Genomic DNA, 24063 nt, shown 5'->3' on the forward strand with positions numbered 1-24063 from the left:
GTGCCGGTACTTCAGACGGTTTTGCCTGCATTGTAATACGCGCCGGCATGCAGCCGGGCGACCACCTCGACGATTCGTTCCAGATCCTGCGTCTCCAGCAGGCTGCTGCTGGGCAGGCACAACCCCGTTCGAAACAATTTTTCCGCCACCGCTCCCCCCAGGAAGGTGGCTTCTTTGTACAGGGGCTGCAGGTGCATGGGTTTCCACAAAAAGCGGGATTCCACCCCTTCCAAGGACAGGGAATTGCGCAATTCTACGGCAGTGAACCCTGCTTGCTCCGGATGGATCAGCAAGGTCGTGAGCCAGCGATTGGAAAAATATCCCGGAGGTTCCTCCAGAAAATACAAGCCCGGAATCCCTTCCAGCAAAGCTCTGTATTGGGAAAAAATCTGTCGCCTTTTGCGGATGCGATCGGCGACGACCTCCAATTGAGCCAAACCAATGCCGGCGGCCAGATTGGTCATTTTGTAATTGTAACCAAGTTCGTTGTGTTCGTAATGGGGAAAATTCAGTTTCGCCTGAGTGGCCAGGTACCGGGATTTCTTTTCCAGAAAGCGGTTTTTGGTAAGCAAGGCTCCACCCGCCCCGGTGGTAATGATTTTGTTGCCGTTAAAGGAATACACCCCCAGATCTCCAAAGGTACCGGCGTACCGCCCGCAAATATGCGATCCCAGTGATTCCGCCGCATCTTCCAGCACGGGAATGTCGTATTTCTCCCCTATCTGACAGATACGGGACCAGTTGGCCGGCATTCCAAACAGGTTAACCGCCAGGATTACCTTGGGTTTTTTTCCATGAGCCAGTCTGTGCAAAATGGTTTCTTCCAGCTTCTCCGGACACATGTTCCAGGTAGCCTCTTCGCTGTCCACCAACACCGGCGTCCCTCCCAGGTACCGGATGGGGTTACACGAAGCAACAAAGGTAAAGGATTGGCAGAGTACCTCGTCTCCGGATCCCACCCCCAGCAAGTGGAGCGCCAGGTGAATGGCCGAGGTGCCGGAATTGAGGGCAATGACGTGCGGAGCACCAAACTGACGTTCGAGTTGTGCTTCAAACTGTCGAATAAACTGACCGTTGGTGGCGATTTCCCCCGAGGCAATCGCTGCTTGGATAAATCCAATTTCGTTTCCTGAGAAATGCGGGGAAGAAAGCGGGGTCATCTGATTTTCTTTTGCCATCTACTCGTTTTAATGCTCCATTCCTCGACGCTGTGTCACACAAAACTAACCGATTTGTCAAGAATACCAAAGCAAACGAAATGAGCCATTTAGGCCGATCCGGGCGGGGTATTTTGGGCAAAAGATTTAAGTACATTTTTTCTGATGGAAGGTACGTTTTTGATATAATAAACGAAAAAAATACAAAGGATGAGGGAATTCCGACCGGCAAAAAAAATTAAAAAAAATTCTGCCAGAGGTGCTACCGGGTCGGTGAGTTGCCGCATCGGCAGGCTCGATCCAAGGGAACCCTTCCCGTACCCGAGCATCCACAGGCTCGGTAGGGGGAACCGGCTGCCGTTATTGCCTGGGCATGTCGGGGGGCGGAACTCGTGACGGTGCCTGCGGTAGCTGTAAGGGGGGCCAAAGGGAGGGACGTCCCCGGCGGGAAAGCGCCCGGCAAGAATCGGGAGGCTTCCGAACGGGAAGGTCGTTGTGTGTACCTAGGAGACCTCCCGGGTCGGTAAAAAACCCTCGGGATTCGGGACTAGCTCCGGTCCGGGAGGCAAAGACTACTTTTCGGCAGAAGCCGATCCGGTCACCCAGGCACGTAGCAGCAGATAGGTTCCCACCAATACCGCTGCAAAAAGCAGACCCGGTAGCCAGGAGAAAGTTTCCAACCCGATACCTTCCAGCCATAGCCAGTTGATGCCCAGTTGCAGGCCGGCATAGGCCAGGGCTACGCCGCGGTGAGGCAGTTTTTTTTCGTTGGCCAGCAACTGGTACAGGTGGCTGCGGTGCGGCTCAAACAGGTTTTCCCCCCGCCTCCAGCGGATCCACAGGGTGAGCACAGAATCCACACCGTAAAGGCTGAAAAAGAACAGGTACCAGGGATTGCCGGTCAGCAGGATGACTTTTACCATCAGGTAGCCCAGGATCAGGGCCATGCTCACCGAGCCCACGTCTCCGGCGAATACCCGGGCTTTTTTCCGGAAATTAAACCAGGCAAACACCAGGCAGGACAGCCCAACCAGGAGGATCCAATTCCTGTCCTCCTGCAATTCGGGCACCCAATAAAAGGCAGCCAACGCGACCAGGGCGTAGGCCACGGTAATGCCATTGATACCGTCCATGAAATTGAACAGGTTGATCCATCCGATCACCAAAAACAGGATCAGGGGAATCCAGGCAAAAGAAAAGGAGGCCTGTTGCTGCCATTCCAGCACCAGCGCCAGGCTCGCTACCAGGTGTGCAGCGAGGCGGGGCCATTGGGGCAGTCCGCGGATATCGTCGACCAGACTGACCGCCCCGACCAGCAGGATGCCCGAACCAACCCAGATCGATAGGTAACCGGCCATCCAGGAAAGGATCACCGCCAGCACGAATACCAGCCCCCCTCCCCGGATGGTTTGCTGCGAATGGGATGAACGGGCCGTGGGATTGTCCACGATCCCGTATCGCCGGGCCAGTTGCAGGTAGGCCAGTTGGGCTGCAAAAAGGAGCAGAAAAAAAAATAAGGTAGGTAAGCAGGAGGCTGCCGGGGTTGGATTGGCTGATGGTTTGACGAAAAAGGAGCATTTCTTTCGGAGGATTGATTTTGCTGCGATTGACAAAAACGCACCGGCAATTTCGTGGATGATTGGTAAAAATGCAGGGTATCTCGACGATTTTTATTCGATTATTAGCTGCTACCTGCTACAAACGACTGGTTTACAAAGGGTTGGGCAGCAAGGAGCGGGTTTGCAGCGGAATCGACCGTTCCGGACGAAAGGCCCGACCGGTAGGGCTGCATGGGGTATTGCTACTTGAACCTGCTCCTAAGGGGGATGATTTGCTGGAATAAGTTGATGATGCGCGGGATGGCTTGACGCAGGTGTAATTTTCCGGCTTTTGGTCCCATTACCGTTTGTTCCAGAGTCTACCTAACCACTAACCAATTAACCAATTAAACCTTTAACCACCAGGACCTTACATCATTAAAGCAAAATTGCCAAAGATAGCCCCCCTTCCACCAAACCACCTACCGAGCCCATTAACCCTTAACCAGCACTGTTGACTCCCATACCACCTCTCCTGCCTATTTGTCCGAAACTACTGCTCTGCCCGGGCCGAGCCACGTTAACTACCGCCCCAAACGCAAAATGGCCAGCCCCTAAAATCCAGCCATTCTAATGCCTATTAACACGTAACAACCAGGCTTTCACTTAAAATCAACCCTGATGCCAGGAAGCTGCTTTGACTCCTTAAGCCTATTCCGAGCCTATTAATCCTTACCTATTATTTCTAAAATTCCTTGTTCCTCAGACGCTAAAAATTCAATCAAAGCAGTTCTGTTTTTCTGCAAAAGACTGGAAATAGATCTGGTGGTTAAATTACCCGTTTTTAACCAGATTATTTTCGGTGAAATTCCTCTAATCATATTTAAATCAATGAAATCAGCGTCAAACGTTACTATAGCATACCCATGCGCCTTTGCATAATCAAAAATAGGGTGATCTGATGCATCTTCCAAGCCCACATGTCGAACCTGATATGAACCTGGAAAATCGGATTCAATTTGCCAGACAATTTTTGGGGAGATATTCTGGTCAAACAAAAGCTTCAAGAGGCAATTTGCAATTTATGCTCCTTATCTGCTGCAAAAGCCAGACAAGCATTAATCATATCTTCGCTAATCTCTTCAAAATCTTGCATGATCTCCGGTTTGCTCATTCCGTTTGATAGCCAATTTAACACATCATAAACGGAGATTCTTGTCCCTATAAGGCAGGGTTTACCAAATCTCTTGTCAGCTCTTATTTCTATATATTCCTGATAATTCATGTTTCAAATATAAGTAAATCCGTCTATTTTGCCTAGTTGACTTTTGGCTGGTGATTGAACTTCATAGACGGATCAACCAATAAACAGGTTTGGGATGGGCTGTAAAAAAGATCGATATCTAAGCCCTGAAGGGGCAAAATACCAAAACACAGGGTGAAGACCTGTGAAAACCAGCCGGTATTACTAACGAAAGCCCTGAAGGGGCAAAATATATTTTTTGATTCATCAACCGGAGACAAAAAAATAGTACGCCCCTTCAGGGCTGGAATAAATGATGGAAACTTTCTACGATGGGCTGCACCCATCGCTGGAGTATTCCGCCCCTTCAGGGCTCGGAGATGTCTTGATGGGGTAATAGGGTGAGGAGGCGATGGTTTGATTCAACTGGTTAATTGAAGGTAATCGTTCATTCTTTCCATTTCGTACATGCTATTGAAAGACTGAATCGGATCAAAAAGTCCCGTGCGGATCTGTGGCCATCTGTGGTGAATGATTCGCCTATTAACCATTTTTGCCGCTGCCGCTGAATCCCAAAAAGGCCTAAATGCAAAAGATCCCGATCCAAACGAGTGACCTGGCCTAAGGCAAAGGATGGCATTATCTCAAGCATTTCGGACTGAAAAAATCAACCTAAACGGTTCGGCAGACTCAGCGTAAAAGGCATGGATTGACGGTTTCATGGAATAGTGACCATGGGCATGCCTTCCTGGTATGGCTCCGTTCTCGGAGTTAACGAACAAAAAACAAAGGCGAGCACCCGAAAGTTGATCGATTAACCATTTACGTGAATAGTAAGCAACCAGGGAAATGACATTGCGTCTAGCCTGTAGTCTTCAAAACGAACTATTGAAGATCTAAAGTCCAAGAAGGATAATTGCTTACAACAATCTTGACTTAAACCCCCTAATTGAAATCAATTTTATTTTTGGGAATTCGATTTTTCCCAGAATATTAAAATCTTTGTCTTGGGTTACCAGGTAGTCTGCGCCAGCAGCTACTGCGCAGTCACTAAATTTGTTATCGTCCTTGTCTTTAATGAGATTCCACTTGAAGTAGATTTCAATTTTTTCTACGTTTGGCAGTTCCATTAGGGCTTGCATTGCCGCCTCTGCTACCTCTTTTCCCATATGTTCCTCCATCTTCTCGGCATACTCAGAAAGAATCTCGGTTGTTACGCTAATTTGATAGGCACCTTTGATGAGTTTTTGGAATATCCAATGATACGGTGAGCGCCTTGATATGGAAACAAGAAAAACATTGGTATCTAAAACCACCTTCACGCGTTGTCACTTTTGTAGGGTGTTCGCATTTTTGATTTCAACAACTTATCAACGTCCTCATTTGTCCACCCTTTTTTTTGCCAAGATTCGTCGGCCAGGTCCATGGCTTTTTCTGCAAAATATTGGCCAATCAACTGTCGAATGGCTATCAGATCCTTTTCTGGTACATCTTGGGCAAAAAGCTTCAGCATTTCCCGTTGCAAATTGCTCAAAGAAGAAGGTTTTGTGTGCTGTGTTTCCATGCGGGTTTAATTTTAGCAGCAATTTTGGTAAAAACAAGCGGAGGCAATGACAAGTTCCAGCAAGTATTAATTGCTTAACTGCTTAACTGAAGAGTAACCCTTCGATTTACTTTTTACGAATCCACTGTCGGTCATTTCCTTTGGTCTTTAAAAACAAAAATCCGATAATTCACCAATTGAGCGATTAATCAAGTAACCAGTAACGTAAACGAAATTTACATCTCAAAATGATATCGATGGGAGGTCATTCTTTCCATTTCGTACATGTTATTGAGAGACTGAATCGGATCAAAAAAATCCCTGCGAATCTGTGGCCAGCTGTGGTGAAGGATTCGCCTATGGACCATTTTTGCCGCTGCCGCTGAATCCCAAAAAGGCCTAAATGCGACAGGTCCCGATCCAAACGAGTGACCTGGCCTAAGACACAGGGCATGGCAGGACACTCCTGGTTTTCTCTTGTTACCGCCAATTGATCTCGTACTTTTTGGGTCTAAGCCAAAAAGTACCAAACCTGCCTGCCGGCAGGCAGGAAATCAAGACAAAAAAATCCTTCCCCCCGCTAACCTACCGCACACCCCGGTTTTGTGCCGGCCCACCCGCTTCTTTCAATCGTCTAGGTTCAATCAAAACTAGTGGATGCTTCGAAACTCGGTTCCTAGGTTAAATAATCATACCTTCCAATGCAAAAAGGCCAGACCCTAAAGCCCAGCCCGTATCGAACCCAATTAACCCTTACCGACCAGGACCCTATATCATTAAAGCTTAATTGCCAAAGATAGCCCCCCTCCCACCAATCCACCTACCGAACCCATTAACCCTTACCCACCACCACCGAACCCAAGAACAAAGAACCTGCCACAAAGCCGATCCCTACACTTCAGTCTGATTCGAGCCAGTTAAACTATTTCAAATATTCCGGCAAAACCTCCAGTACCCGCCTGGGATTCCAACCCAGTTTTTCACGCGCTCGGGTATCATCAAAGGTCAGGTCAGACGTAATTTTGGCAACTTTATCGGAGGTAATTTTAAAATTGGGTCCGAACCAATCCCCTACCCGGCCCAGGCCTTTGGCCAGCCAGAGAGGTATTTCCCTGGGAAGCGGCTTATTCAGCACCTTGCAAATGGATTCCTCCAATTCACCAAACGAAGGATGGTATCCGTCGGTGAGGTTATAGGTCCCTCCTACGTCCGCTATGCGGGGCAGGATGTCGGCGATATCCTCTGCCAGCACCATACTTTTCCGGGCAGTTGCTTTTCCTATCCGCAGGTAGTTGCCGTTCCTGATCCCCTGAATCATGGCACCCAGATTACCGGGGGGATGGGGGCCAACCACCAGCGGCAGGCGCAAAATACCCAACGTCACCCCTTTCTCTCTCGCCCATTGCAGCAGCCAGTCCTCGGCTTCCCGTTTGCTTTGGGCATAGGGGGTAGCTCCTTGCAGCGCTGTATGCTCGTCCAACAATAGGCCTTCCGACCGGCCGTACACCGCCACGGTACTGATAAAAATAAGCGCCTTGGGCAGGGAGGTACTCCGCTCCAGGGCTGCGCACAAGTTTTTGGTCCCTTCGAGGTTTACCTGAAAAAAAGCCTGTTCCTCTGCGGCATTTCCAGGCACCGTATGGGCTTTACCAGCCGCATGAAGGACCCAGTCCGCAGCAGGTAATTCCGGGATTTCCTGTGAAAGGTCCACGCACAAGGCATTCCCTGCACTTCTGCCCAGTGTCAAAACGGAAAACCCTTGTCGTTGCAAGGGTTTTCGTAATACGGTGCCTAAAAATCCATTCCCGCCGGTCATAAGGACCGTGGAGTTCTCCATTCTTGGTTTTTCCACCTCAGAAGGTTTCATTTAAGAAATTGTTTTAACTTAAAGATTATTCGTTTCATCCAAAAAAAGTGAGGCAATGAAAAACCGTTTTTATGCCATGCATTCTTAATTTCTATATTCCCATTAATAATGTTTCTAAGGCTATTATTTGTCACCCCACCCAATCGCATACTAACGCAAATACTGTCTAGGTAACCGACTTTGAATTCCGGATCCTTAAAAATCCGCAGCATAAATTCATAATCAGCAGCTAACTTAAAGTCTAAATCAAAAAGGTGTTTATCATAAACTTTCCTTTTAAGATACACCGCCGGATGCGGTGGGACCAGGCCATCTTCAAAAAAAGAAGGATAAAAATCCCCTGTTCTCCACACCCTAACGATATCCTTTGGATTTTCTCGCTTTACGTATTCAAGATTCCCAAAAACGATATCTACATTCGTCGAATTCTTAAAAAAATCAACTACACGGGACACAACATATTGATCTTTAAAGAGGTCATCAGAATTCAATAAACCAATTATATCGCCAGATGCCATCATCACACCCTTATTCATTGCATCGTAAAGACCATCATCCATTTCCGAAATCCATTTAAGATGCCGATAACTCTTTACGATGTTCATCGTCCCATCCGTAGAACCTCCATCTATAAGAATATGCTCCATATCACCATAGTCTTGAGCAGCAACCGAATCTATGGCATCCTGAACCAGATCACGGTTATTATATACTACCGTTACGATTGATACACGCATGATTACCAGTTTAAATCCTTCTCGTACCCATTTTTTATTAAAAAATCACCGATTTCCGCCTTATACAAGTCTTTTAAATCATCGTTAAAGTGATTTTTCCAATCTCCAGTCACACCTTTTCTAAAAAAACTACTAGAATCATCTTGACCTTCCTTGCGTCCCTTCGTTAAAGCTTTGAAAGAATTTTCCTCAATTATTGATTTGATTTCGTCCTCTGACAAATCGATTTGAAAATGTCCCAAAATTCTAGAAAACACATTAAATGTATCAGCCCTCATGTCTTCATACCGAACTATCATACACCTTCCGGTTCCGTTGAGCTGCCAAGAATCAACCCACTCTTTATACGCGGGCAGAAGGACCTTTCCAAACTCCATCAGTCCATCTTGAACTGTTGGAAGCCTCATATATCGTTTGTGTTCCGGATGCCAAGGTGTATTTCTCACATAGTAAAAATAACTAACGGCAACGTCCCTTAAATCCCTAAAAATAACTACATAATTAATTTTCGCTTTTTCAAGAACTAGAACATTATTTATGGATCCGTGAACATGAAGCTTTAAAACAGCAAGAGAACGATTCAGCCTACTTATAGTATTTTCTGGAATATTGAAATCATGACTGCCACCGTTTTTTTGTTCGTAATAAACTGCCTCAGGAATCATTATCTCATGAAAACCAGGAAGCGAAAACAGCATTTTTTCTAACCATGTCGTACCACTCTTGGGGAGACCGGCTACAAATAATATTTTTTGCCGATAGAGCGCCTCGTAAGAGCTATAACCTTTTCTACAAACTCTAAGTTGAAGTTTATACCTCGGAAAAGCAATAAACTTTTTAATAACGCCAGACAAAAATGGTGTCAAACAGATAGAAGATATCCTTTCTTTATTCATTTTTTGATTTGCGAACATTAATTTTAGAAACATAATAAGTAAATGTAAGCCTATGGAAGTTAAATAAATCACTAACCATAGAAATAATCAAATTAAAAATATATTGAACAAGTATTAATAATCTATAAATCAGAATCCTATAGAATTTAATTCATTGAATAATAATAATAATGGTTTCAAAGCTTTAAGAAATCCCATAAACAAAAACAACTTTTAGGCCGAAAAGAAAAAAATCAAACATTTTTTACCCACCTAATTAAATTTTCTATAAGACCACACTCTTAGAAATATAATTAAAAAATTCATAGCTAATTAACATATAATCAATTAAATTTTACCAAAAGATTTAGAGGGAAATAAATTATTGCTCAAAACAAAAAAACAAACTGTTCAAACTATTTTATAACGAACTAAGAAAAAATCATTTGATTTCATCGATTTTCTCTATAGAAGATAGCAAAACCGATAGTCTAGTCCGCTCACTATGTTCCTCCAAAACTCGATAAAAATCTTCCTTCTTAAATCGCAGAACTTTAAAAGACTCAATTAAATTAACACATTCATATTTCGTGTTATATAGCTTAAAAAATTCAACATCGAATTCAAATAAACAGGGCAGTTTAACATGAATTACTGGAATGAATTTTGAAAATAACTTCAAAGTCCTATTCCCTATAAACATCTTATGAACTCCACTATCAGAAGGCTTATAGCAAGATAAGGAAGCATAATATTTTGACGAATCTAACTCTGCAATAGGAAGTTCACCAAGATAATCTACATTATCAAACCGACTAAAAAACTCTAAGTACCAAGAGCGATTCTTCACTATCCTTCCAACAAAATCAATCTTATATCCTTGAGTAGCTAAAAAAACAATTAACTTAAAATCAATTCGATTATCCATAAATCCAAAATACAACAACCGACGGCTATCTTGCGATCGAGGATACTTAGGCTCGACAAAGGAATATTCTGTCCATGGACTAAAAAGTGTAAATTCAATTTCCTTCAAGAAACTAAAACAAGGACTTTGCGAAAGTATCTGATATTCTTTTAAACCTTTAAGAAACTTAAACAATCTCTTTTTTACAAATGGACGAGTCAAAAATTTGGACTGTTCAATAAAATCATCATGATACAAAAAAATAATCTTTCTTTTATCTCGCCAAGTGAATTCAAAAACATTAGTAATAATTACGTCAAAGTCATCCAAAATAAACGACCTATTTTTAAATCGACTATTGACAAAATACTCAATTACAGGAAGGCAATTAATTTGATAGGAAAAAAATCTACCCATCGAATCATCGTTAACTTTATCAGAAAAGGCAGTCAAATTAAAATAGGTAACGTCAAAGGTATTCGATTTAAGCAAACTATAAACTTGTTGCCTAATACGCTGATTAGTTTTAGAGAAAATATCCCTAGAGACAATAGCAATTTTCTTCATTTTTTTCTGAAAAGAGACTGGAGGAAAATTAAAAAACCACAACCTGTTAGAAAACTAGTAAAAACAGATGTGTTTAATAAATTCATAAAAAAAGGAAAAACCAAAATCAAGGTAAATCTATTATTAAAGTAAAAATTATTGTGTATAAGAGTCAAAAAAAATCTAAGAAGAATAAACGCAACGAGAACCCCAAAGATTGAACCAAAAGCTGCAACACCATCAGTTATGACGAATGAAGCATTTGCATTTGTTATAAAATCATCATTCATTGCTCCACTTACGGTATAACCCAATGTATCATCATATGGATAATCAATAAAAAAAGAGATAAAATTGACATGACTCAAAAACGTTGGTAAATTGTCAGATATAATGAAAAAGTTACTATAATCATGAAACATATGACCACTAATCCAAAACAGACGAAAAGCCAATAACGCTAGAGGCACGCTATATGTACTAGTAGATGGAATTAACGCAACTACTACGAGACTACCTGTTACAAGCAAACAAAAGCGATATATAAAGGAATCTCTTGCTAGAAATAAACGTTCAAAATTAAGAGTTATCAACAAAGTGACAATCAATGCTACAACGTAAGACTTATTCCCACCAAAGTTAAAAAAGATTAGTTGAGCAAGCGAAAGTGGAACCAATAATGAGTATTGCTTTCTAAGTATTGCATGAATAGCTAAATATGGAACAAAAAAATAGCTACTAAATACAATCAAATAATTACCTAACAGCATGTCTCTCGCGATGACTTTACTAATTGCACGTTCAGTGTAGATTTCAGACACAAAGACATTATTAAAGCCTCTAAAGTAATAAATAGAACTAAATATGACACAAACAATAGAAAACCATATAAAAACATCTTCCTTAATATTAATAGTAAGGTAGATCTTTCTAAGGGGATATGTTACTATTAAATTTCCAGCAATGATTATTAGTAGGAAAAAAACAATATCTAGATCTTTAAGACTAAAAACAACTAGACTCATTGGTAATGTGATAAAAAAAGAAATGACTAAAAAAGCAGAAATTTGTGTGAAAGAAGTATTTTTAAAAAAACTAACAAGCAATATAAATGATACTAAAAATATCTGAAGTACACTTAGTTCTAAAATATCTAAGTTTAGACGAGTTAAATAACCAAAATACTTTAAAACATACTTTTCTAGAACGACTAGAAGTACTAATTGATAAATTGAAAAAATAATAAAAAGCCAAATCCTAAGCATTTCTGACTAACTTTCTATAGAACATCAAACACGATATTACCAATCCTAAAGCTAAGCTAAATTCAATAACCCAAAGCGACCTTGCTAAAACAGCAAATAAGCAAACAATAATTGAGGAAAAAATTAAAATAATTCCGACTTGGTCAACATCGAAAATAACATCTGCAATACTCCTTAAGTAGTTATATATAATTAATATTCCAATGTATACTGATAAAGCAAACAAATCCCTGACGGTCAAGAGATCAAATAAGGCAAGAACTTCATTTAGCTTTAAGAGTTTAAGAAAAAAAAATGAAATAGCAGAGATTGCAAAACTAATAAGCAGGATAGTTATTAGCATCCTACTCTTAAAGTATTTTGAATTATCAGCATTTTTCAAAAGACTATCAAAAAAAAATAGTTGGGCTGGTCGGTAAACCGCCATAATCAACCCAATGAACAGAATAATAATCGCTAGTTGTTCTGCCAGATCTTCATCTACAACCCATAAAGGTAAAACGACTGAAAAATTATAAATAGTCTCAGCAATTGATCTTATAACTTTTTGATCCTTTAAGATAAAATTTTCTTTTAAAAGCCTGATTCTATGTTTCAAATCTGGATAAAAAATCAAAACAACAAAACAACTAATATAGAAAAATAAAAAAAATTCTGGTACATATGGTACTATCAAAAACCAAAACATAGCAGATGATATAGAAACTAGCAATGCCAAACTTATATATTCTAAATTTGATCTATAAACTGTATCAAGTACCTTTTGAAAGCTTAATACCAAAATAACGTATCCAATCGTAATACCAATCGATTCATAAAACAATCCATAAACAAATGAAGCAAATAGAATAGTTGTTACCAAAAAAATAGGTACTAACAACGATGTCACAACATTCAGAACAGAAACTTTCGTATGTAAACCAATATTTAGTTTAACCATATTTAGTGAAATCCCGCTAAATACAGCTAAAACGATAAAGCTACCAGTTCGTTTTCCTAGAACATAGTCTGTAATTGGTAACCAATCGTAATTACACCTAACTATTACCTCACCTAAAAATACATTAGAAATTGATGCAACAAATAAGCTTAAGTATAAAAAGAATGTTGTTCTAGAGCGTTTAAATCGATCAGTTGCCAAAAAATTCATTAATTTTGAGTACGATATATCTAAGGGAATCCTCAGATAATTCAGGATAAATCGGTAGACTCAATTCCCTTGCTTGTAAACTTGAAGAATTAGGTATATCAAATCTATTGTATCCTAAGTAGTCATAAGCAGGCATAAGCGGCAAGGCTTTTGGGTAATGTATCTGACAACTAATTCCGTTTTCTCCTAAGTACGCTTTCAACTCATCTCTTCGATCGGTTAAAACGGCAAACACATGGAAACTATGTTTGGAATTTTCACGAATAAGCGGCGTACATATATGCTTACAAGATTTCAGCAAATCAATATATCGCATAGCCAAATAATTTCGTCTATCGGTCCATTCTAGGATATAATTTAGTTTAACATTAAGAATTGAAGCTTGAATACCGTCCATCCTGCTATTTATTCCCTCCATTATATGATGGTGTTTCTTTAGAGCCCCATGGTTAGCGTATATTCTACACAAGTCTGCAAGTTCACTATTATTTGTTATAATACAACCTGCATCTCCATAAGCACCTAAATTTTTACCTGGATAAAAACTGAATGTACCGACATCTCCCCACAACCCAGCGCGATCCCTTCTAATTCGGAAAAATGAGACTGAGCGCAATCCTCAATCACCTTTAAGTTATAAGACTTCGCCAACTGATTTATAGCACGCATGTCACACATCTGTCCATACAAATGAACAGGAATAATCGCCCGGGTCCGATCCGAAATGAATTTCTCAATTACCGACGGGTTAATAGTATAATAGTCATCAATATCAACAAATACTGGCCTCGCCCCAGTTTGGGTTATGGTTTCAGAAGTACTGATCCAAGAGGATGCAGTAGTAATGACCTCATCTCCGGGCCCGATTCCTAGCATCTTCATCGCCACATAAAGCGCATCGGTCCCGTTAGCGAGAGGAACACAGTGTTTAACACCATAAATCTTAGCAAACGAAGATGAGAAATTTAAAACCTCCTCGCCACCTATAAAGGATGTATTCTGGATTGTCCTATTGACAGCCTCATCAATTTCATCCTTAATTTTAAGATATTGGGCTTTTAAATCAACAAAAGGTATATTCATTTTCTTTTTTTTGCTGGGTTACCATAATAAATTCCGGGTTCGCTAATATTTTTGGTGACTACTGCGCCAGCTCCAATTACCACATTATCGCACACTATAACAGGCAGAATAGTTGCATTTGACCCGATTGAAACACGATTTCCAATTTGAGTAGACTTCCAAAGCGATTTATCTCCTTGCGCAGGTGCTCCTGTAGAAAATAAATCATTTATAAACATTACGCCATGACCAACAAAACAATCTTCTCCGATTGTGACGAGTTCACAAATAAATGAATGAGATTGAATTTTTGTGCGGTTTCCGATTTTCACGCCCTTTTGAATTTCAACAAAAGGACCTACAAAGCTATCGTCTCCCAGACTACATCCATAAAGATTAACAGGGTGAACCACTTTTACACCCTTTCCAAGTTCTACGTCCTTTATTCCTGAATAATGTTCCTTAATCATCTTATTGCTGAATAAATTTTATCAATGATTTCTACTGTCTTTAATCCTTCGAATGCTGAAGTCGAAATGGAAGCATTATTATGAAATACATCTACCAGGTTTTGATAAATTTTATCATGATTGCTCATCGATCCCTGGTAATTTCCATAATTATTCGCGGTATTACCTGTCGGTAAGTCTTTAATTTCAAATTGATCAATATTCTGGTACTCTAACTCATTCAAGTACTGTCCTCCAATTTTAACTGTACCCTTCGTACCAAAGATTGTCAAAGAACCTTCCATATTTTTCCCATAGCTATTTACGGTGTAATTAATTGTTCCAATGGTTCCGTTATAGAATTCCAAAGCCACTACTCCACTATCCTCGAATTCAATTATTCCCTCGTGGTTTGAATTACAACTAAAACCTTTTACTTTTTTCACATCACCAATCATCCAATATACCAAATCTATAAAATGACTAAATTGGGTGTAAAGTGTTCCACCATCCAGGGCCATAGTCCCTTTCCAAGAGTTTTTATAATAATCTTCGTTCCTGTTCCAGAAACAGCTTAATTGAAAACTTAAAATCTTTCCTAGCTTACCCTCGTCGATAGCGGCCTTCACTGCCGCAACCGGGGGATTGAATCTATTTTGTTTGATTGCAAAAAGCCTTTTATTATTTTTCTCGGATGCCTTGATCATTTCCCCACATTCTGAAACACTTATTCCCATCGGCTTTTCACACAAAACATTGTAGCCAGAGTTTAGTGATTCAATTGCGTGCTTCCCGTGTAATCCGTTAGGAGTACAAATTGCCACAACGTCAATATCAATACCCGACTTCAACATCTCGGAGATGGCATTAAACCCTGGGCAACCATATTTCGAAGCAAATATACTTGCTTTATTTTTATCGATATCACATACCGCAACAAGTTCTGCGTAATTCACGATGTGATCGGCATGCCTGCCCCCGATTCTTCCACACCCAATCAAAGCTACTTTTACTCTATTCATTACTTAAAAATAATTTATTTTTAAAATATTTATTAATTCTCAAACCGAAGTTGTCACAATCAAGACGTCCGTTAATAAATGCAAATTATGGAAATTAAATTTTATATATACCAATGTTTTTAAAAGATCAGATAGGACTTTAATTCAAACGAAATCAATGGAAAAAGTTTCTATTTTAGTGTATTTGCATTAAAAACAGTTTACAATTTTTGGCATCTGGTTCCCATAAGAATTTACAGATTCCAAATGATTATTCAAAAATAGAAACTTTTCATCACAGATGTATTTTTTTAAGCACAAGGGCTACTTTAAGCCCAACCTGTCTGTCCATGAATTTCGGTCCTCTACATCTTCGGCATAATAGCCATACCCATACCCATAGCCATACCCGTACCGATAGGCTTTTTTCTCTACCCCGTTAAAGATCAGGTAGGCCTTGTTCAGCGATTGCTGCTTTTTAAGCGCATTGATATGCTCGATAAAGAGCTTTTGGCTGTAATTGTAGCGTACCACAAAGAGGCAGGCATCGGCCAGGTGCAATAAGTCCAGGGATTCGGAAACCAAGCCTACCGGGGGGGTATCCAGGATAATCACCTCGTAGCGCTCCCGCATTTGCTGCAGGAGCTGAGCGAAGCGATCCGTGATCAACAACTCGGCCGGATTGGGGGGGATGGGGCCGGAGGCGATAATGTGCAGGTTTTCGTAGGCGGTGGTCTGCAGGATGGCTTCGGTATCGGGTTCCTGCCCGCTGAGGTAGGTGGACAGGCCCCGCTTGTTTTTTAAGCCAAAGTCTTCAAAAATCTTGGGCTTGCGCAGGTCGCAGCCGATCAGCAGGGTCTTTTTGCCGCTCAGCGCATAGACAGAGGCCAGGTTGATGCTGCTAAAGGTCTTGCCCTCTCCGGAAATGCTGGAGGTGATCATGACCACCACGGGTTGCTCCCGGGGTAGGATAAAGTTCAGGTTGGCCCGCAGAGAGCGAAAGGCCTCCGTGACCCCGGAGCGGGGCTGCCGCAGCACCACCAGGTTGTCCTTTTCCTTGCTTTGGTTGATGCTGCACAGCAAAGACAGCTGGGATTTCTTTTCCAGCTCCTTGGCATCCTTGATTTTGGTATTGAAATAATTGCGACCAATACTGATTCCCACGGGTAAAATAGTGCCAAGTATTAAACATAATAGAAAAATTCTGAATCGTTTAGGACTGATAGGCTCCGGATCTACAAGAGCCGTTTCGATGATTTTATTGCTGGGGGTATTGGAGGCCCGGGTGATGGCAGCCTCCGCTCGCTTTTGCAGCAGAAAGGTATACAGCTCCTCGTTGAGCGCAAACTCCCGCCGGATACGCAACAGGTTTTGCTCCGTCTGGGGCAAACTGCCAAAGGCGGTTTCGATACGGGCAATCCGCTCCTCCAGGTCCTGGATCAGCAATTCGGCATTTTGGTCCACATTCTCCAACAGCTCCAGAATGGAGCGGTTCATGTCCGCGATCTTGCGGTTGACTTCACGGACGGGCGGAGAGATCTCCGTGAGTACGGAGGCGTGCATGGATTTTTCCGCCTGCAGCTCCAGTAGGTTTTGGATCAGCGTGTTCAGGATGGGGTCTTCGATGCCCAGCCCGGAGGGCACCGCGATCTGGTTGTAATCCTCCCGCTCCAGGTAGCGCCGCAGCTGCTGGTAATAGGAGCGCTTGAAGCGCTGCTGGGCCAGTTCGGTTTCCAGTTCCTTGAGTTGCTCAAAAATGGCGGAACCTTCCGAGCTGATATCGTAGGTGGCGTTATTGGAGCGGAAATTTTCCAGGCGGTTTTCGATGTACAGCAGGGAGTCGGAAAGCACCACCAGCTGGGCATCGATAAAGTCAATGGTATTGCTGGCCATGGCGTTTTTTTCCTGCAACTCGTTTTCCAGGTAGACCTCCTGCAGGGTATTCAGGTAATCCCGGCCCTTGGCAGGAGTGACCGTTTTCAGGGTGAGATCCAAAATAGTGGACTGCTTGTCCATGGGGGAAATACTTAAATCCTCCCCGGTATAGTGATCGAGCAGCGAACGCATGTCCCGCAAACGGATCAGCAGCTCTCCTTCTTCGTCTGCCCCGGTCAGGGCCACCCGAAAGCGGTTCATCGGCAACTCCACCCAGTCCCCAAAACGAAAGGTCTGGGAAGGGGAAGCAGGGTCTTCCAGGCTGTCTCGGCCCTCGTTGTCCGGAAATACCTGGGTGTATTCCGCATCTACGTAGCTGAGCCGAAAGGTTTGCCGGTCGGTCCAGGTAATGCGTAGGAAGCCGTTGCTAAGTTGGGGATGCGTCCAGTCCACTTCCACGGCAAGGGGGGTGTTGCGGTACAATTCGCTTTGCTTGAACACGCCTTCCAATACGTATTCCACGTCGAAGTCCAGGCGGTCCAGGGCGGCTTCGGCTATGGGGCGGGATTTGAGGATAATGATCTGGTTGGCCAGCACCATTTCGTCCCCACCCATCGCACCCAGGCCGGCCGTTTCAAAGATCCCGGTGAGGGGGCTTTCTTTTTCCTTGACAAAAAACTTGGAGGAGACCTGGTACACCGGTACGGAGTAGCGGATGATCAGGTAGGCCAGGCTCAGCGTGATGGCCAGGGATAGCAGGATGTAATACCGGATACGCCAGACTTGCAGCAGCAGGTCTTTTACATCGATCAGTTCCTCCTCGGGTACTGCTACCGGGGGCCGTTGGGGGTCGGGTTGATTCATTCGTGAGATGAAATTAGGTTGTTATTGCTGTTTTTGGCGGTTGGCGATTGGCTGTTGGCGATTGGCTGTTGGCGGTTGGCTGTTGGCTGTTGGCGATTGGCTGTTGGCTAAAGGCCAAAGGCTAAAGGCCAAATGCTAAAGGCCAAAGGCTAAAGGCCAAATGCCAACTGCTAAAGTCCAATGGCCAACTGCTAGTTCAATTTCGTTATGAAAGCATTTAATTGCTTTTGTATGACTGTCAATGAACTCAATAGTTCTTCAAACTGCGTTATGGATATTAATTCTACGTCAGCTGATAGGATCAATAAGGTCTCAACCTCAAAAGCAGATCCTATAGCAACATTTAAAAAATGTCGGAAATCCTTTTGGGTGTTTCTTCCAGCCCCTTCGGCAATATTTGTGGGGATTGAAACCGCAGCCCTCCTAAGTTGGGATATCATACCAAATTTCTCTTCATTGGGGAATCCATTTGTAACCAAATAAATTTCCTTCACCAAAATCCGGCTATTTTGCCAAACATCCCAGTTTCTAAAGTTTCTCATTTTATTGTGGCGATTGGCTGGTGGCCGGTGGCGATTGGCTGTTGGCTGTTGGCTGTTGGCGATTGGCTGTTAGCTAAAGGCCAAAAGCCAAATGCCAAAGGCCAAAGGCCAAAGGCTAAAAGCCAAAAGCCAAAGGCCAAAGGCCAAATGCCAATGCTAAAGGCCAAATATCCCCGCCTACAGCGCTACAACCGTGCATCCACCTTGTCCTTCTCCAGGACGGCTTTGACGTCGAAGACGACCAAGTGGTTGTTTTTTTGGATGGGCAGGTCTTTGAATTTTTTATGGGCCACGGCCAAAACGATGGCGGAATAGGCGCTCATATCGGGGCAGGTATCACCGTCGATGATTTCCAATCCGTATTCATGAGCAACCTCTTCCTTGCTGGCCCAGGGGTCGTAGACGTCCACGTCCATGTCGAAGGCCCGCAACTCCTGGTAAATATCGATCACCCGGGTATTGCGCACGTCGGGGCAATCTTCCTTGAAGGTAAAACCCAGGATCAGCACCTTGGAGTCGATCACTTTCAGGTCCTTACGCATCATGTGCTTGATCACTTCCGTGGCCACGTGCTTGCCCATGGAGTCGTTGAGCCGGCGTCCGGCCAGGATGATTTCCGGATGGTAGCCCACCTCCTGGGCTTTTTGGGCCAGGTAGTAGGGATCCACGCTGATGCAGTGTCCGCCGACCAGTCCGGGTTTGAAGGGTAGAAAATTCCATTTGGTGCCGGCAGCCGCCAATACCTCTTGCGTATCGATCTGCAGCAGGTTAAAGATTTTGGAAAGTTCGTTCACAAAGGCGATGTTGATGTCCCGTTGGGAGTTTTCGATCACCTTGGCGGCCTCGGCCACCTTGATGCTGCTGGCTTTGTGGGTACCGGCCCTGATCACTTCCCGGTACAATCGGTCCACGTACTCGGCCACCTCGGGGGTAGAACCGGAGGTCACCTTCAGGATTTTGGCTACGGTATGTTCCTTATCCCCCGGGTTGATCCGTTCCGGGGAGTAGCCGGCATAAAAGTCTTCGTTATAGCGCAGCCCGCTGACTTTTTCCAGCAGGGGCACGCATTCCTCTTCCGTCACCCCCGGGTAGACCGTCGATTCGTAAATCACCAGGTCCCCTTTTTTGAGATACTTTCCGATGGTTTCCGAGGCCTTCAGCATGGGAGTGAGCACCGGACGGTGGTGCCGGTCCGTGGGGGTGGGTACGGTGACCACAAAAATCTGACAGGCCGCCAGCTGGTCGGCGTTGCAGGTAGGGACTAGCCCAATTTTGCCCGCGCTGGAATCGGGCAGCAGGACCGACTGCAGGTCTTCGTCGGCCACTTCCAGGGTCAGGTCCCTTCCGGCATTGAGTTCGGCCACGCGTTTTTCGGAAATATCGAATCCGATAACGGGAAATTTCCGGGCAAATTCAACGGCCAGGGGCAATCCCACATAGCCCAATCCTACGATGGCAATTTTTACGTCGGCAAGAGGTGTTAAGGAAGCTGTCATGGATAAAATAGTGATGGTCTGTGAATGAAAAATTTATTTTAAAAGTAGTAGATGTATAGGAAGAGTTAAGGGTTAAGAGGCTTGTTTCTGGTTGTTGTCGTGGTAGTGGTATGTTGTCCGGATGAGTTGTAGTCGGGCAGCTTCCCAGCTTTGTTAAGGGTTTTTGAAGGGGTTGACTGTTTTAACCGGTTAATTGGTTGCATGTACAAGGAAGCTTTTCTCAGGATAGTAAACTATTCGCAATCAAATCCCCCTTTTTAAGGGGGCAAGGGGGATTTTTTTGTGCATTTGTAAGTTTAGACTATACGGAAATTAAATGATTGCGTAAGTAAATCCCCCCGGCCCCCTTGGTAAGGGGGAGTCGTATGCGGTCGATTGATCTGAAATTAAAAGTTCAGCCCCCTAGCTTTGTTACCGGTTAAGCGGTTGTGCAAAAATCCTCTGGATTTTTGGAGATACCATTGTTTAACCCTTAACAAACACGATTCCACTTCTAAACAGCTCAACTGCAAAACAACTCGTCTCAACATCTCAGCCCTTCCGCATCCTATTAACCCTTACCATCCACGGTTCGACTACCAATAAGCGCAACTGCCAAACATCGCTATTTCACCACTCAGCCTGATCAGCACCACTAGCCCGGGCACAGCTTCGCCTCCTGAGTCCCATTAGGCACCCAGCGGAAAGGAATGATTCGGAGTACAAAAAAATAGATTGAAAATGGGATTGGCAACCCCTTTTTCAATTTCTTGGGTCTATTGGTTAGCGGACGGCATTCAGCACCAGCAGTACGGCTGAAAGGGTGGTGACGGCCAGTTGAAAGGTCTGAACAAAGTTTACTCCGGTACCGAGTTCCCGTATTTTCATCGGTTCGGCATAGAGCATGTCGTTGGGTCGGATAAAGTAGAATTCGGATTCCACGATGCGTCGGTCGTTTAGGTTGACGCGAAAAGACTTGGTCCCCTCGGGGTATTGGCGAATCAGCACCACCTCGTCCCGTTTGGCCACAGGGGTCATGTCGCCCGCATGGGCAATGGCCTGAAAGATGCTGATGCGGTTTTGCAAAATGGTGAAATTTCCGTTTCTGTTAAATTCTCCCAGGGCGGAGAAACGGATGCCTCCCAGCCGCACGCGCACGAAAAAATCTTCCTCGTTGACGTAGGCTTTGAGTTTTTCTTCGATTTTGGTCTGGGCTTGTTTGGTGGTCAGGCCCAGCAGCTCGATTTCTCCAAGCAAGGGGATTTCCACCATGCCGTTTTCATCCAGGGTGTAGCCATTGATAAAAAAGATATCGCCTCCATTCTGGGCCCCCTGGGCCATGTTCATTTGGAGCCGCTGATCGCCTGCAGCAATGCCGAAAATCTCGTTGAGTTCTTCGGAGGTGGTTTGGACGTTGATATCCACCACGTCGTTGTATTGCAGGTAATAGTCTTCGGTAAAGTTGGGCACCAATTCGCTCTCGGTGTAGAGGGGGATTTCTTCGTCGGTTTCCTGCAGGTAAATGATGCGTTTATTGGATACACAAGAAGCTGCCAGAAGCACAAGCGAGCTGGCAAAAAATAGGAGTTGTAGGGCTTTCATTCTAGGGTACTAAAGAAAATCGATCTATTCGGGGCAAATATATTTAAAAGGATGGCAGCAAAAAAACGGTTGTTGTATTTTTTCACGTCAAGGAGGAAAATATATATTTTAAACTTTTGGTTTGCGCGGTATCTACGATATTTCAAAGGAAAAATGTGTTTATTTTTCTAAGAACAATGGGGGAAAAAAAGCCTGAGTCCGGTGCAGGAGGCTACCCCCGACCTTTGCCGTTTCCAAAACCTCGAAGGTCTAATCCTACGCGTGCACACAAAAAACCTCCGAGGTCTGGAAGACGGCAAAGGTTGAGGGTCGTAAAACCTTCGCTATCCGGAAGATAGCGTAGGTGGGGGGGGGTAGATTAAAAGGCTTGCAACTTCACCTGTAGCCGGGTCTCTTTGTCCAGCACCCAGGCGGGAATGCGGATTTCCAGGCGCTTCAATCCCTCAATCTGCCGGTCCAGGGCCAAAGGGGCGGGGTCCAGGGATACCAGCGATACTTTTAACTCCGGATGGGAAAGGTTTTCCAAGCGTACCTGTTTCCCGTCCTGCCGCAAAATGGCACCACCGGGTACAAGTTCCACCTCGGCCTGCGTCATCAGCTGCCAGGTAATCATCTTGGTATTTTCGTTGGTTACCAGCCGGTCCTCGATCATCAGGGAGTTTTCGTCCGGTCGGGAAAACTTCCGATGCGCCAGCTCCAGGTTGTCTCCGAAAACCGGCGTTAGGTCAAACAAGGCCTCCGGTTGGGGACCCTCGCGGAACTGTTCCAGGCTGGCAAATCCTTCGTTGACGTGCAGTTCGCCGTTTACCGTTAGCGTGCTGTGCCCGTAATTGTTTTTGGTAAGGAGGGTCCAGCGCTCGCAGTCCTGGCACCTGCCCCAGAGGTCAAAGCCGGTGATTTCGAGTTCGTTGTAGGGCTGGTTTCCCGGGTCGATTACCCAGCGCACCCCGTTGATTTCCCAGATAAAAGAGCCGGCATCCATGTTGCCGTGGCTGATGGTGGCTTTGCCTCCCTTACCGCCAAAGTAATAGGCGTTTGGGCTGTCCGAATCGTCCCGGAAAAGGACCAGGGGATTTGCTCCGTCTCCCTTCCAGGCGGTGGGTAAACCCTCGGATTCGCTGGGTTCAAACTGCGCCAGCCAAACCAGGCCGGCACCGGCAATGCGGTGTAATTTGCCCATATCGGCAACGGGCTGCAGGAATTTTTCCTTTTCCAGGTACAAGGGATTTCCCGTTTCGGTACCAAACCAGGCGAGGACAATGTCTCCCGCCTGACTGTGCCGGTCGCCGCAATCCGCGTAATTATAGTACCAGCCCGAAGGAGCGATGCTGAGCTTTCGAAAGTCGGCACTGGCTTTAAAAGCCGGGTACGCTGCCAGGCCAAAATCGGTCCCAAAAGCCGATTGCAACATGGAGGAGGTCAGCACGGAAAAAGCCGTTCCGTAGCCCCAATACGTAGAACCTTCGGGGTACACGCCATCCGGACCGTATTCGGCCAGGGCATGGGGCATGCCATCGAGGGAGCGGGAGATCGTTTTGGCTGCCAACTCGGGATCTTCATCGGCGATCACGATCGATGCTGCTATCATACCCCCGTTGCAGACCTGATTCCAGTTATTGGTTCCATTGATCCAGCCGTGATTTCCTTCCCAACTGGGCTGAATACCTTTTTCGATCAGGGCTTGTTTTGCCTGGCGAACGGTGGCCTTTGGCAGGTCCTTCCCCACCCAATCGACCGCCAGGGCTACCGCAGTAGCCATTTCGGCCACGTCCAAAAAATGGGAGGGATTCCAATCGGAAAAGTTGGACACCGCCAGCAATTCCTCATTGATCTTATCGAGGTACCGGTCCTCTCCTTCAATACGGTAGGCAATGCCCAGTACGTTCATGCGGTGCAGCATGTCACGGGAAGTTCCCAAAAGTCGGCGTCCCACCATTTCCCGACGAAGCGGTGGCGTGTCGAGCAATGCATCTGCATTGGCTTTGACAGCGGCGTAATAATTGGCTACCATGGGTTCCGTGCGGATTTTTTGTTTCAGGTTCCGCTCCCAGGCGGGAGTCAGGGCCAGTTTGGGACTGGATTTCCTCAGGTTGCGTTTGAGGTAACGCACGGTGATGGGATTTTCGAGCGCGGGGGGATCTTGCTGGTATCTGGCTGGGAACAGATGTTCTGATCGTGCTTCTTGCAGAGCGCCCGTCAGCAATCCGGCACAAAGGCCTAGTGTTAAAAGAAATTTTGGGTTTTTCATCGCTGTATATTTTTTTTAAGGTTCCTGTTCTGGGCGCGCCCGGTAGATTCGACTCGCCGGTCAATCTTTTTCCCGGTCGTACCTGCGATTCCACTCGTTTTTCGAGCTTTGTCTGTT

At 44.6% G+C, this 24063-nt stretch carries 20 protein-coding genes and 1 pseudogene; 1 reads left to right on the plus strand and 20 read right to left on the minus strand.

From position 1 onward, the window contains the following. Positions 1-11 precede the first annotated feature (11 nt). Both ABWH99_RS16345 and ABWH99_RS16350 read right to left on the minus strand, forming a co-directional pair. Positions 12-1178: a DegT/DnrJ/EryC1/StrS family aminotransferase gene (locus ABWH99_RS16345; RefSeq protein ID WP_375582905.1), complete on the minus strand. Its 1167-nt coding sequence runs from the start codon at positions 1176-1178 to the stop codon at positions 12-14. 551 nt (positions 1179-1729) lie between these two features. Further along, positions 1730-2770, minus strand: coding sequence for a glycosyltransferase family 4 protein (locus ABWH99_RS16350; protein WP_375582906.1), 1041 nt, complete (start codon positions 2768-2770; stop codon positions 1730-1732). Positions 2771-2805: 35 nt separating this feature from the next. Here ABWH99_RS16350 and ABWH99_RS16355 point away from each other — a divergent pair, with 35 nt between their 5' ends. Further along, positions 2806-3000: a hypothetical protein gene (locus tag ABWH99_RS16355; RefSeq protein ID WP_375582907.1), complete on the plus strand. Its 195-nt coding sequence runs from the start codon at positions 2806-2808 to the stop codon at positions 2998-3000. Positions 3001-3420: 420 nt separating this feature from the next. Here the strand turns inward: ABWH99_RS16355 and ABWH99_RS16360 are convergent, their stop codons facing one another. The 18 genes and pseudogenes from ABWH99_RS16360 to ABWH99_RS16445 all read right to left on the minus strand — a co-directional run bounded on the left by ABWH99_RS16360 (position 3421) and on the right by ABWH99_RS16445 (position 23946). Beyond that, on the minus strand, positions 3421-3762 hold the full coding sequence (locus ABWH99_RS16360; RefSeq protein ID WP_375582908.1) for a DUF5615 family PIN-like protein: 342 nt from the start codon (positions 3760-3762) through the stop codon (positions 3421-3423). Continuing rightward, positions 3759-3980 carry a DUF433 domain-containing protein gene (locus tag ABWH99_RS16365; protein WP_375582909.1) on the minus strand — a complete coding sequence of 74 codons (222 nt, stop codon included), beginning with the start codon at positions 3978-3980 and terminating at the stop codon, positions 3759-3761. The genes ABWH99_RS16360 and ABWH99_RS16365 overlap by 4 nt, the downstream gene beginning before the upstream one ends. An 878-nt stretch (positions 3981-4858) precedes the next feature. Further along, a complete protein-coding gene (locus ABWH99_RS16370; protein WP_375582910.1) occupies positions 4859-5260 on the minus strand; it encodes a putative toxin-antitoxin system toxin component, PIN family in 402 nt (133 codons plus the stop codon). Then, the gene (locus tag ABWH99_RS16375; protein ID WP_375582911.1) at positions 5257-5502 is read right to left on the minus strand and encodes a hypothetical protein; all 246 of its coding nucleotides are present in this window, start codon (positions 5500-5502) and stop codon (positions 5257-5259) included. Before ABWH99_RS16375 ends, ABWH99_RS16370 begins: the two co-directional genes overlap by 4 nt. A 901-nt stretch (positions 5503-6403) precedes the next feature. Continuing rightward, positions 6404-7348 carry an NAD-dependent epimerase/dehydratase family protein gene (locus ABWH99_RS16380; RefSeq protein WP_375582912.1) on the minus strand — a complete coding sequence of 315 codons (945 nt, stop codon included), beginning with the start codon at positions 7346-7348 and terminating at the stop codon, positions 6404-6406. After that, positions 7345-8085 carry a glycosyltransferase family 2 protein gene (locus tag ABWH99_RS16385; protein WP_375582913.1) on the minus strand — a complete coding sequence of 247 codons (741 nt, stop codon included), beginning with the start codon at positions 8083-8085 and terminating at the stop codon, positions 7345-7347. Before ABWH99_RS16385 ends, ABWH99_RS16380 begins: the two co-directional genes overlap by 4 nt. A gap of 2 nt (positions 8086-8087) precedes the next feature. Continuing rightward, entirely contained in the window at positions 8088-8981 is an 894-nt protein-coding gene (locus ABWH99_RS16390) for a sulfotransferase domain-containing protein (RefSeq protein ID WP_375582914.1), read from the minus strand. Positions 8982-9402: 421 nt separating this feature from the next. Continuing rightward, positions 9403-10434 carry a hypothetical protein gene (locus ABWH99_RS16395; RefSeq protein ID WP_375582915.1) on the minus strand — a complete coding sequence of 344 codons (1032 nt, stop codon included), beginning with the start codon at positions 10432-10434 and terminating at the stop codon, positions 9403-9405. After that, a complete protein-coding gene (locus tag ABWH99_RS16400) occupies positions 10431-11678 on the minus strand; it encodes a hypothetical protein (RefSeq protein WP_375582916.1) in 1248 nt (415 codons plus the stop codon). Before ABWH99_RS16400 ends, ABWH99_RS16395 begins: the two co-directional genes overlap by 4 nt. Continuing rightward, positions 11671-12828 carry a hypothetical protein gene (locus ABWH99_RS16405; protein ID WP_375582917.1) on the minus strand — a complete coding sequence of 386 codons (1158 nt, stop codon included), beginning with the start codon at positions 12826-12828 and terminating at the stop codon, positions 11671-11673. The genes ABWH99_RS16400 and ABWH99_RS16405 overlap by 8 nt, the downstream gene beginning before the upstream one ends. After that, a pseudogene (locus ABWH99_RS16410) lies at positions 12809-13911 on the minus strand (DegT/DnrJ/EryC1/StrS family aminotransferase). The gene ABWH99_RS16405 and the pseudogene ABWH99_RS16410 overlap by 20 nt, the downstream one beginning before the upstream one ends. After that, the gene (locus ABWH99_RS16415) at positions 13908-14360 is read right to left on the minus strand and encodes an acyltransferase (protein ID WP_375582918.1); all 453 of its coding nucleotides are present in this window, start codon (positions 14358-14360) and stop codon (positions 13908-13910) included. Before ABWH99_RS16415 ends, ABWH99_RS16410 begins: the two are co-directional and overlap by 4 nt. Next, the gene (locus ABWH99_RS16420; protein WP_375582919.1) at positions 14357-15361 is read right to left on the minus strand and encodes a Gfo/Idh/MocA family protein; all 1005 of its coding nucleotides are present in this window, start codon (positions 15359-15361) and stop codon (positions 14357-14359) included. Before ABWH99_RS16420 ends, ABWH99_RS16415 begins: the two co-directional genes overlap by 4 nt. Before the next feature lie 303 nt (positions 15362-15664). Then, entirely contained in the window at positions 15665-18079 is a 2415-nt protein-coding gene (locus ABWH99_RS16425) for a GumC family protein (protein WP_375582920.1), read from the minus strand. Between the two features lie 191 nt (positions 18080-18270). Then, entirely contained in the window at positions 18271-18621 is a 351-nt protein-coding gene (locus tag ABWH99_RS16430; protein ID WP_375582921.1) for a four helix bundle protein, read from the minus strand. 185 nt (positions 18622-18806) lie between these two features. Continuing rightward, on the minus strand, positions 18807-20117 hold the full coding sequence (locus ABWH99_RS16435; RefSeq protein ID WP_375582922.1) for a nucleotide sugar dehydrogenase: 1311 nt from the start codon (positions 20115-20117) through the stop codon (positions 18807-18809). A gap of 762 nt (positions 20118-20879) precedes the next feature. Beyond that, complete coding sequence (locus ABWH99_RS16440; RefSeq protein ID WP_375586589.1) at positions 20880-21614, minus strand: polysaccharide biosynthesis/export family protein; 735 nt, start codon at positions 21612-21614, stop codon at positions 20880-20882. A 442-nt stretch (positions 21615-22056) separates the two neighbouring features. Continuing rightward, entirely contained in the window at positions 22057-23946 is a 1890-nt protein-coding gene (locus ABWH99_RS16445) for a heparinase II/III family protein (RefSeq protein ID WP_375582923.1), read from the minus strand. Positions 23947-24063 lie beyond the last annotated feature (117 nt).

Origin of the sequence: Cyclobacterium xiamenense (genome assembly GCF_042140265.1) — a bacterium.
In the GTDB taxonomy this organism is placed as follows: domain Bacteria; phylum Bacteroidota; class Bacteroidia; order Cytophagales; family Cyclobacteriaceae; genus Cyclobacterium; species Cyclobacterium xiamenense_A.

Bases quoted from the DNA above. Each gene is read 5' to 3' on its own strand.
- ABWH99_RS16345 (WP_375582905.1), bottom strand. From the start codon at position 1,178: ATGGCAAAAGAAAATCAGATGACCCCGCTTTCTTCCCCGCATTTCTCA.
- ABWH99_RS16355 (WP_375582907.1), top strand. From the start codon at position 2,806: ATGCAGGGTATCTCGACGATTTTTATTCGATTATTAGCTGCTACCTGC.
- ABWH99_RS16365 (WP_375582909.1), bottom strand. From the start codon at position 3,980: ATGAATTATCAGGAATATATAGAAATAAGAGCTGACAAGAGATTTGGT.
- ABWH99_RS16375 (WP_375582911.1), bottom strand. From the start codon at position 5,502: ATGGAAACACAGCACACAAAACCTTCTTCTTTGAGCAATTTGCAACGG.
- ABWH99_RS16380 (WP_375582912.1), bottom strand. From the start codon at position 7,348: ATGAAACCTTCTGAGGTGGAAAAACCAAGAATGGAGAACTCCACGGTC.
- ABWH99_RS16385 (WP_375582913.1), bottom strand. From the start codon at position 8,085: ATGCGTGTATCAATCGTAACGGTAGTATATAATAACCGTGATCTGGTT.
- ABWH99_RS16390 (WP_375582914.1), bottom strand. From the start codon at position 8,981: ATGAATAAAGAAAGGATATCTTCTATCTGTTTGACACCATTTTTGTCT.
- ABWH99_RS16395 (WP_375582915.1), bottom strand. From the start codon at position 10,434: ATGAAGAAAATTGCTATTGTCTCTAGGGATATTTTCTCTAAAACTAAT.
- ABWH99_RS16400 (WP_375582916.1), bottom strand. From the start codon at position 11,678: ATGCTTAGGATTTGGCTTTTTATTATTTTTTCAATTTATCAATTAGTA.
- ABWH99_RS16405 (WP_375582917.1), bottom strand. From the start codon at position 12,828: ATGAATTTTTTGGCAACTGATCGATTTAAACGCTCTAGAACAACATTC.
- ABWH99_RS16415 (WP_375582918.1), bottom strand. From the start codon at position 14,360: ATGATTAAGGAACATTATTCAGGAATAAAGGACGTAGAACTTGGAAAG.
- ABWH99_RS16420 (WP_375582919.1), bottom strand. From the start codon at position 15,361: ATGAATAGAGTAAAAGTAGCTTTGATTGGGTGTGGAAGAATCGGGGGC.
- ABWH99_RS16425 (WP_375582920.1), bottom strand. From the start codon at position 18,079: ATGAATCAACCCGACCCCCAACGGCCCCCGGTAGCAGTACCCGAGGAG.
- ABWH99_RS16430 (WP_375582921.1), bottom strand. From the start codon at position 18,621: ATGAGAAACTTTAGAAACTGGGATGTTTGGCAAAATAGCCGGATTTTG.
- ABWH99_RS16435 (WP_375582922.1), bottom strand. From the start codon at position 20,117: ATGACAGCTTCCTTAACACCTCTTGCCGACGTAAAAATTGCCATCGTA.
- ABWH99_RS16445 (WP_375582923.1), bottom strand. From the start codon at position 23,946: ATGAAAAACCCAAAATTTCTTTTAACACTAGGCCTTTGTGCCGGATTG.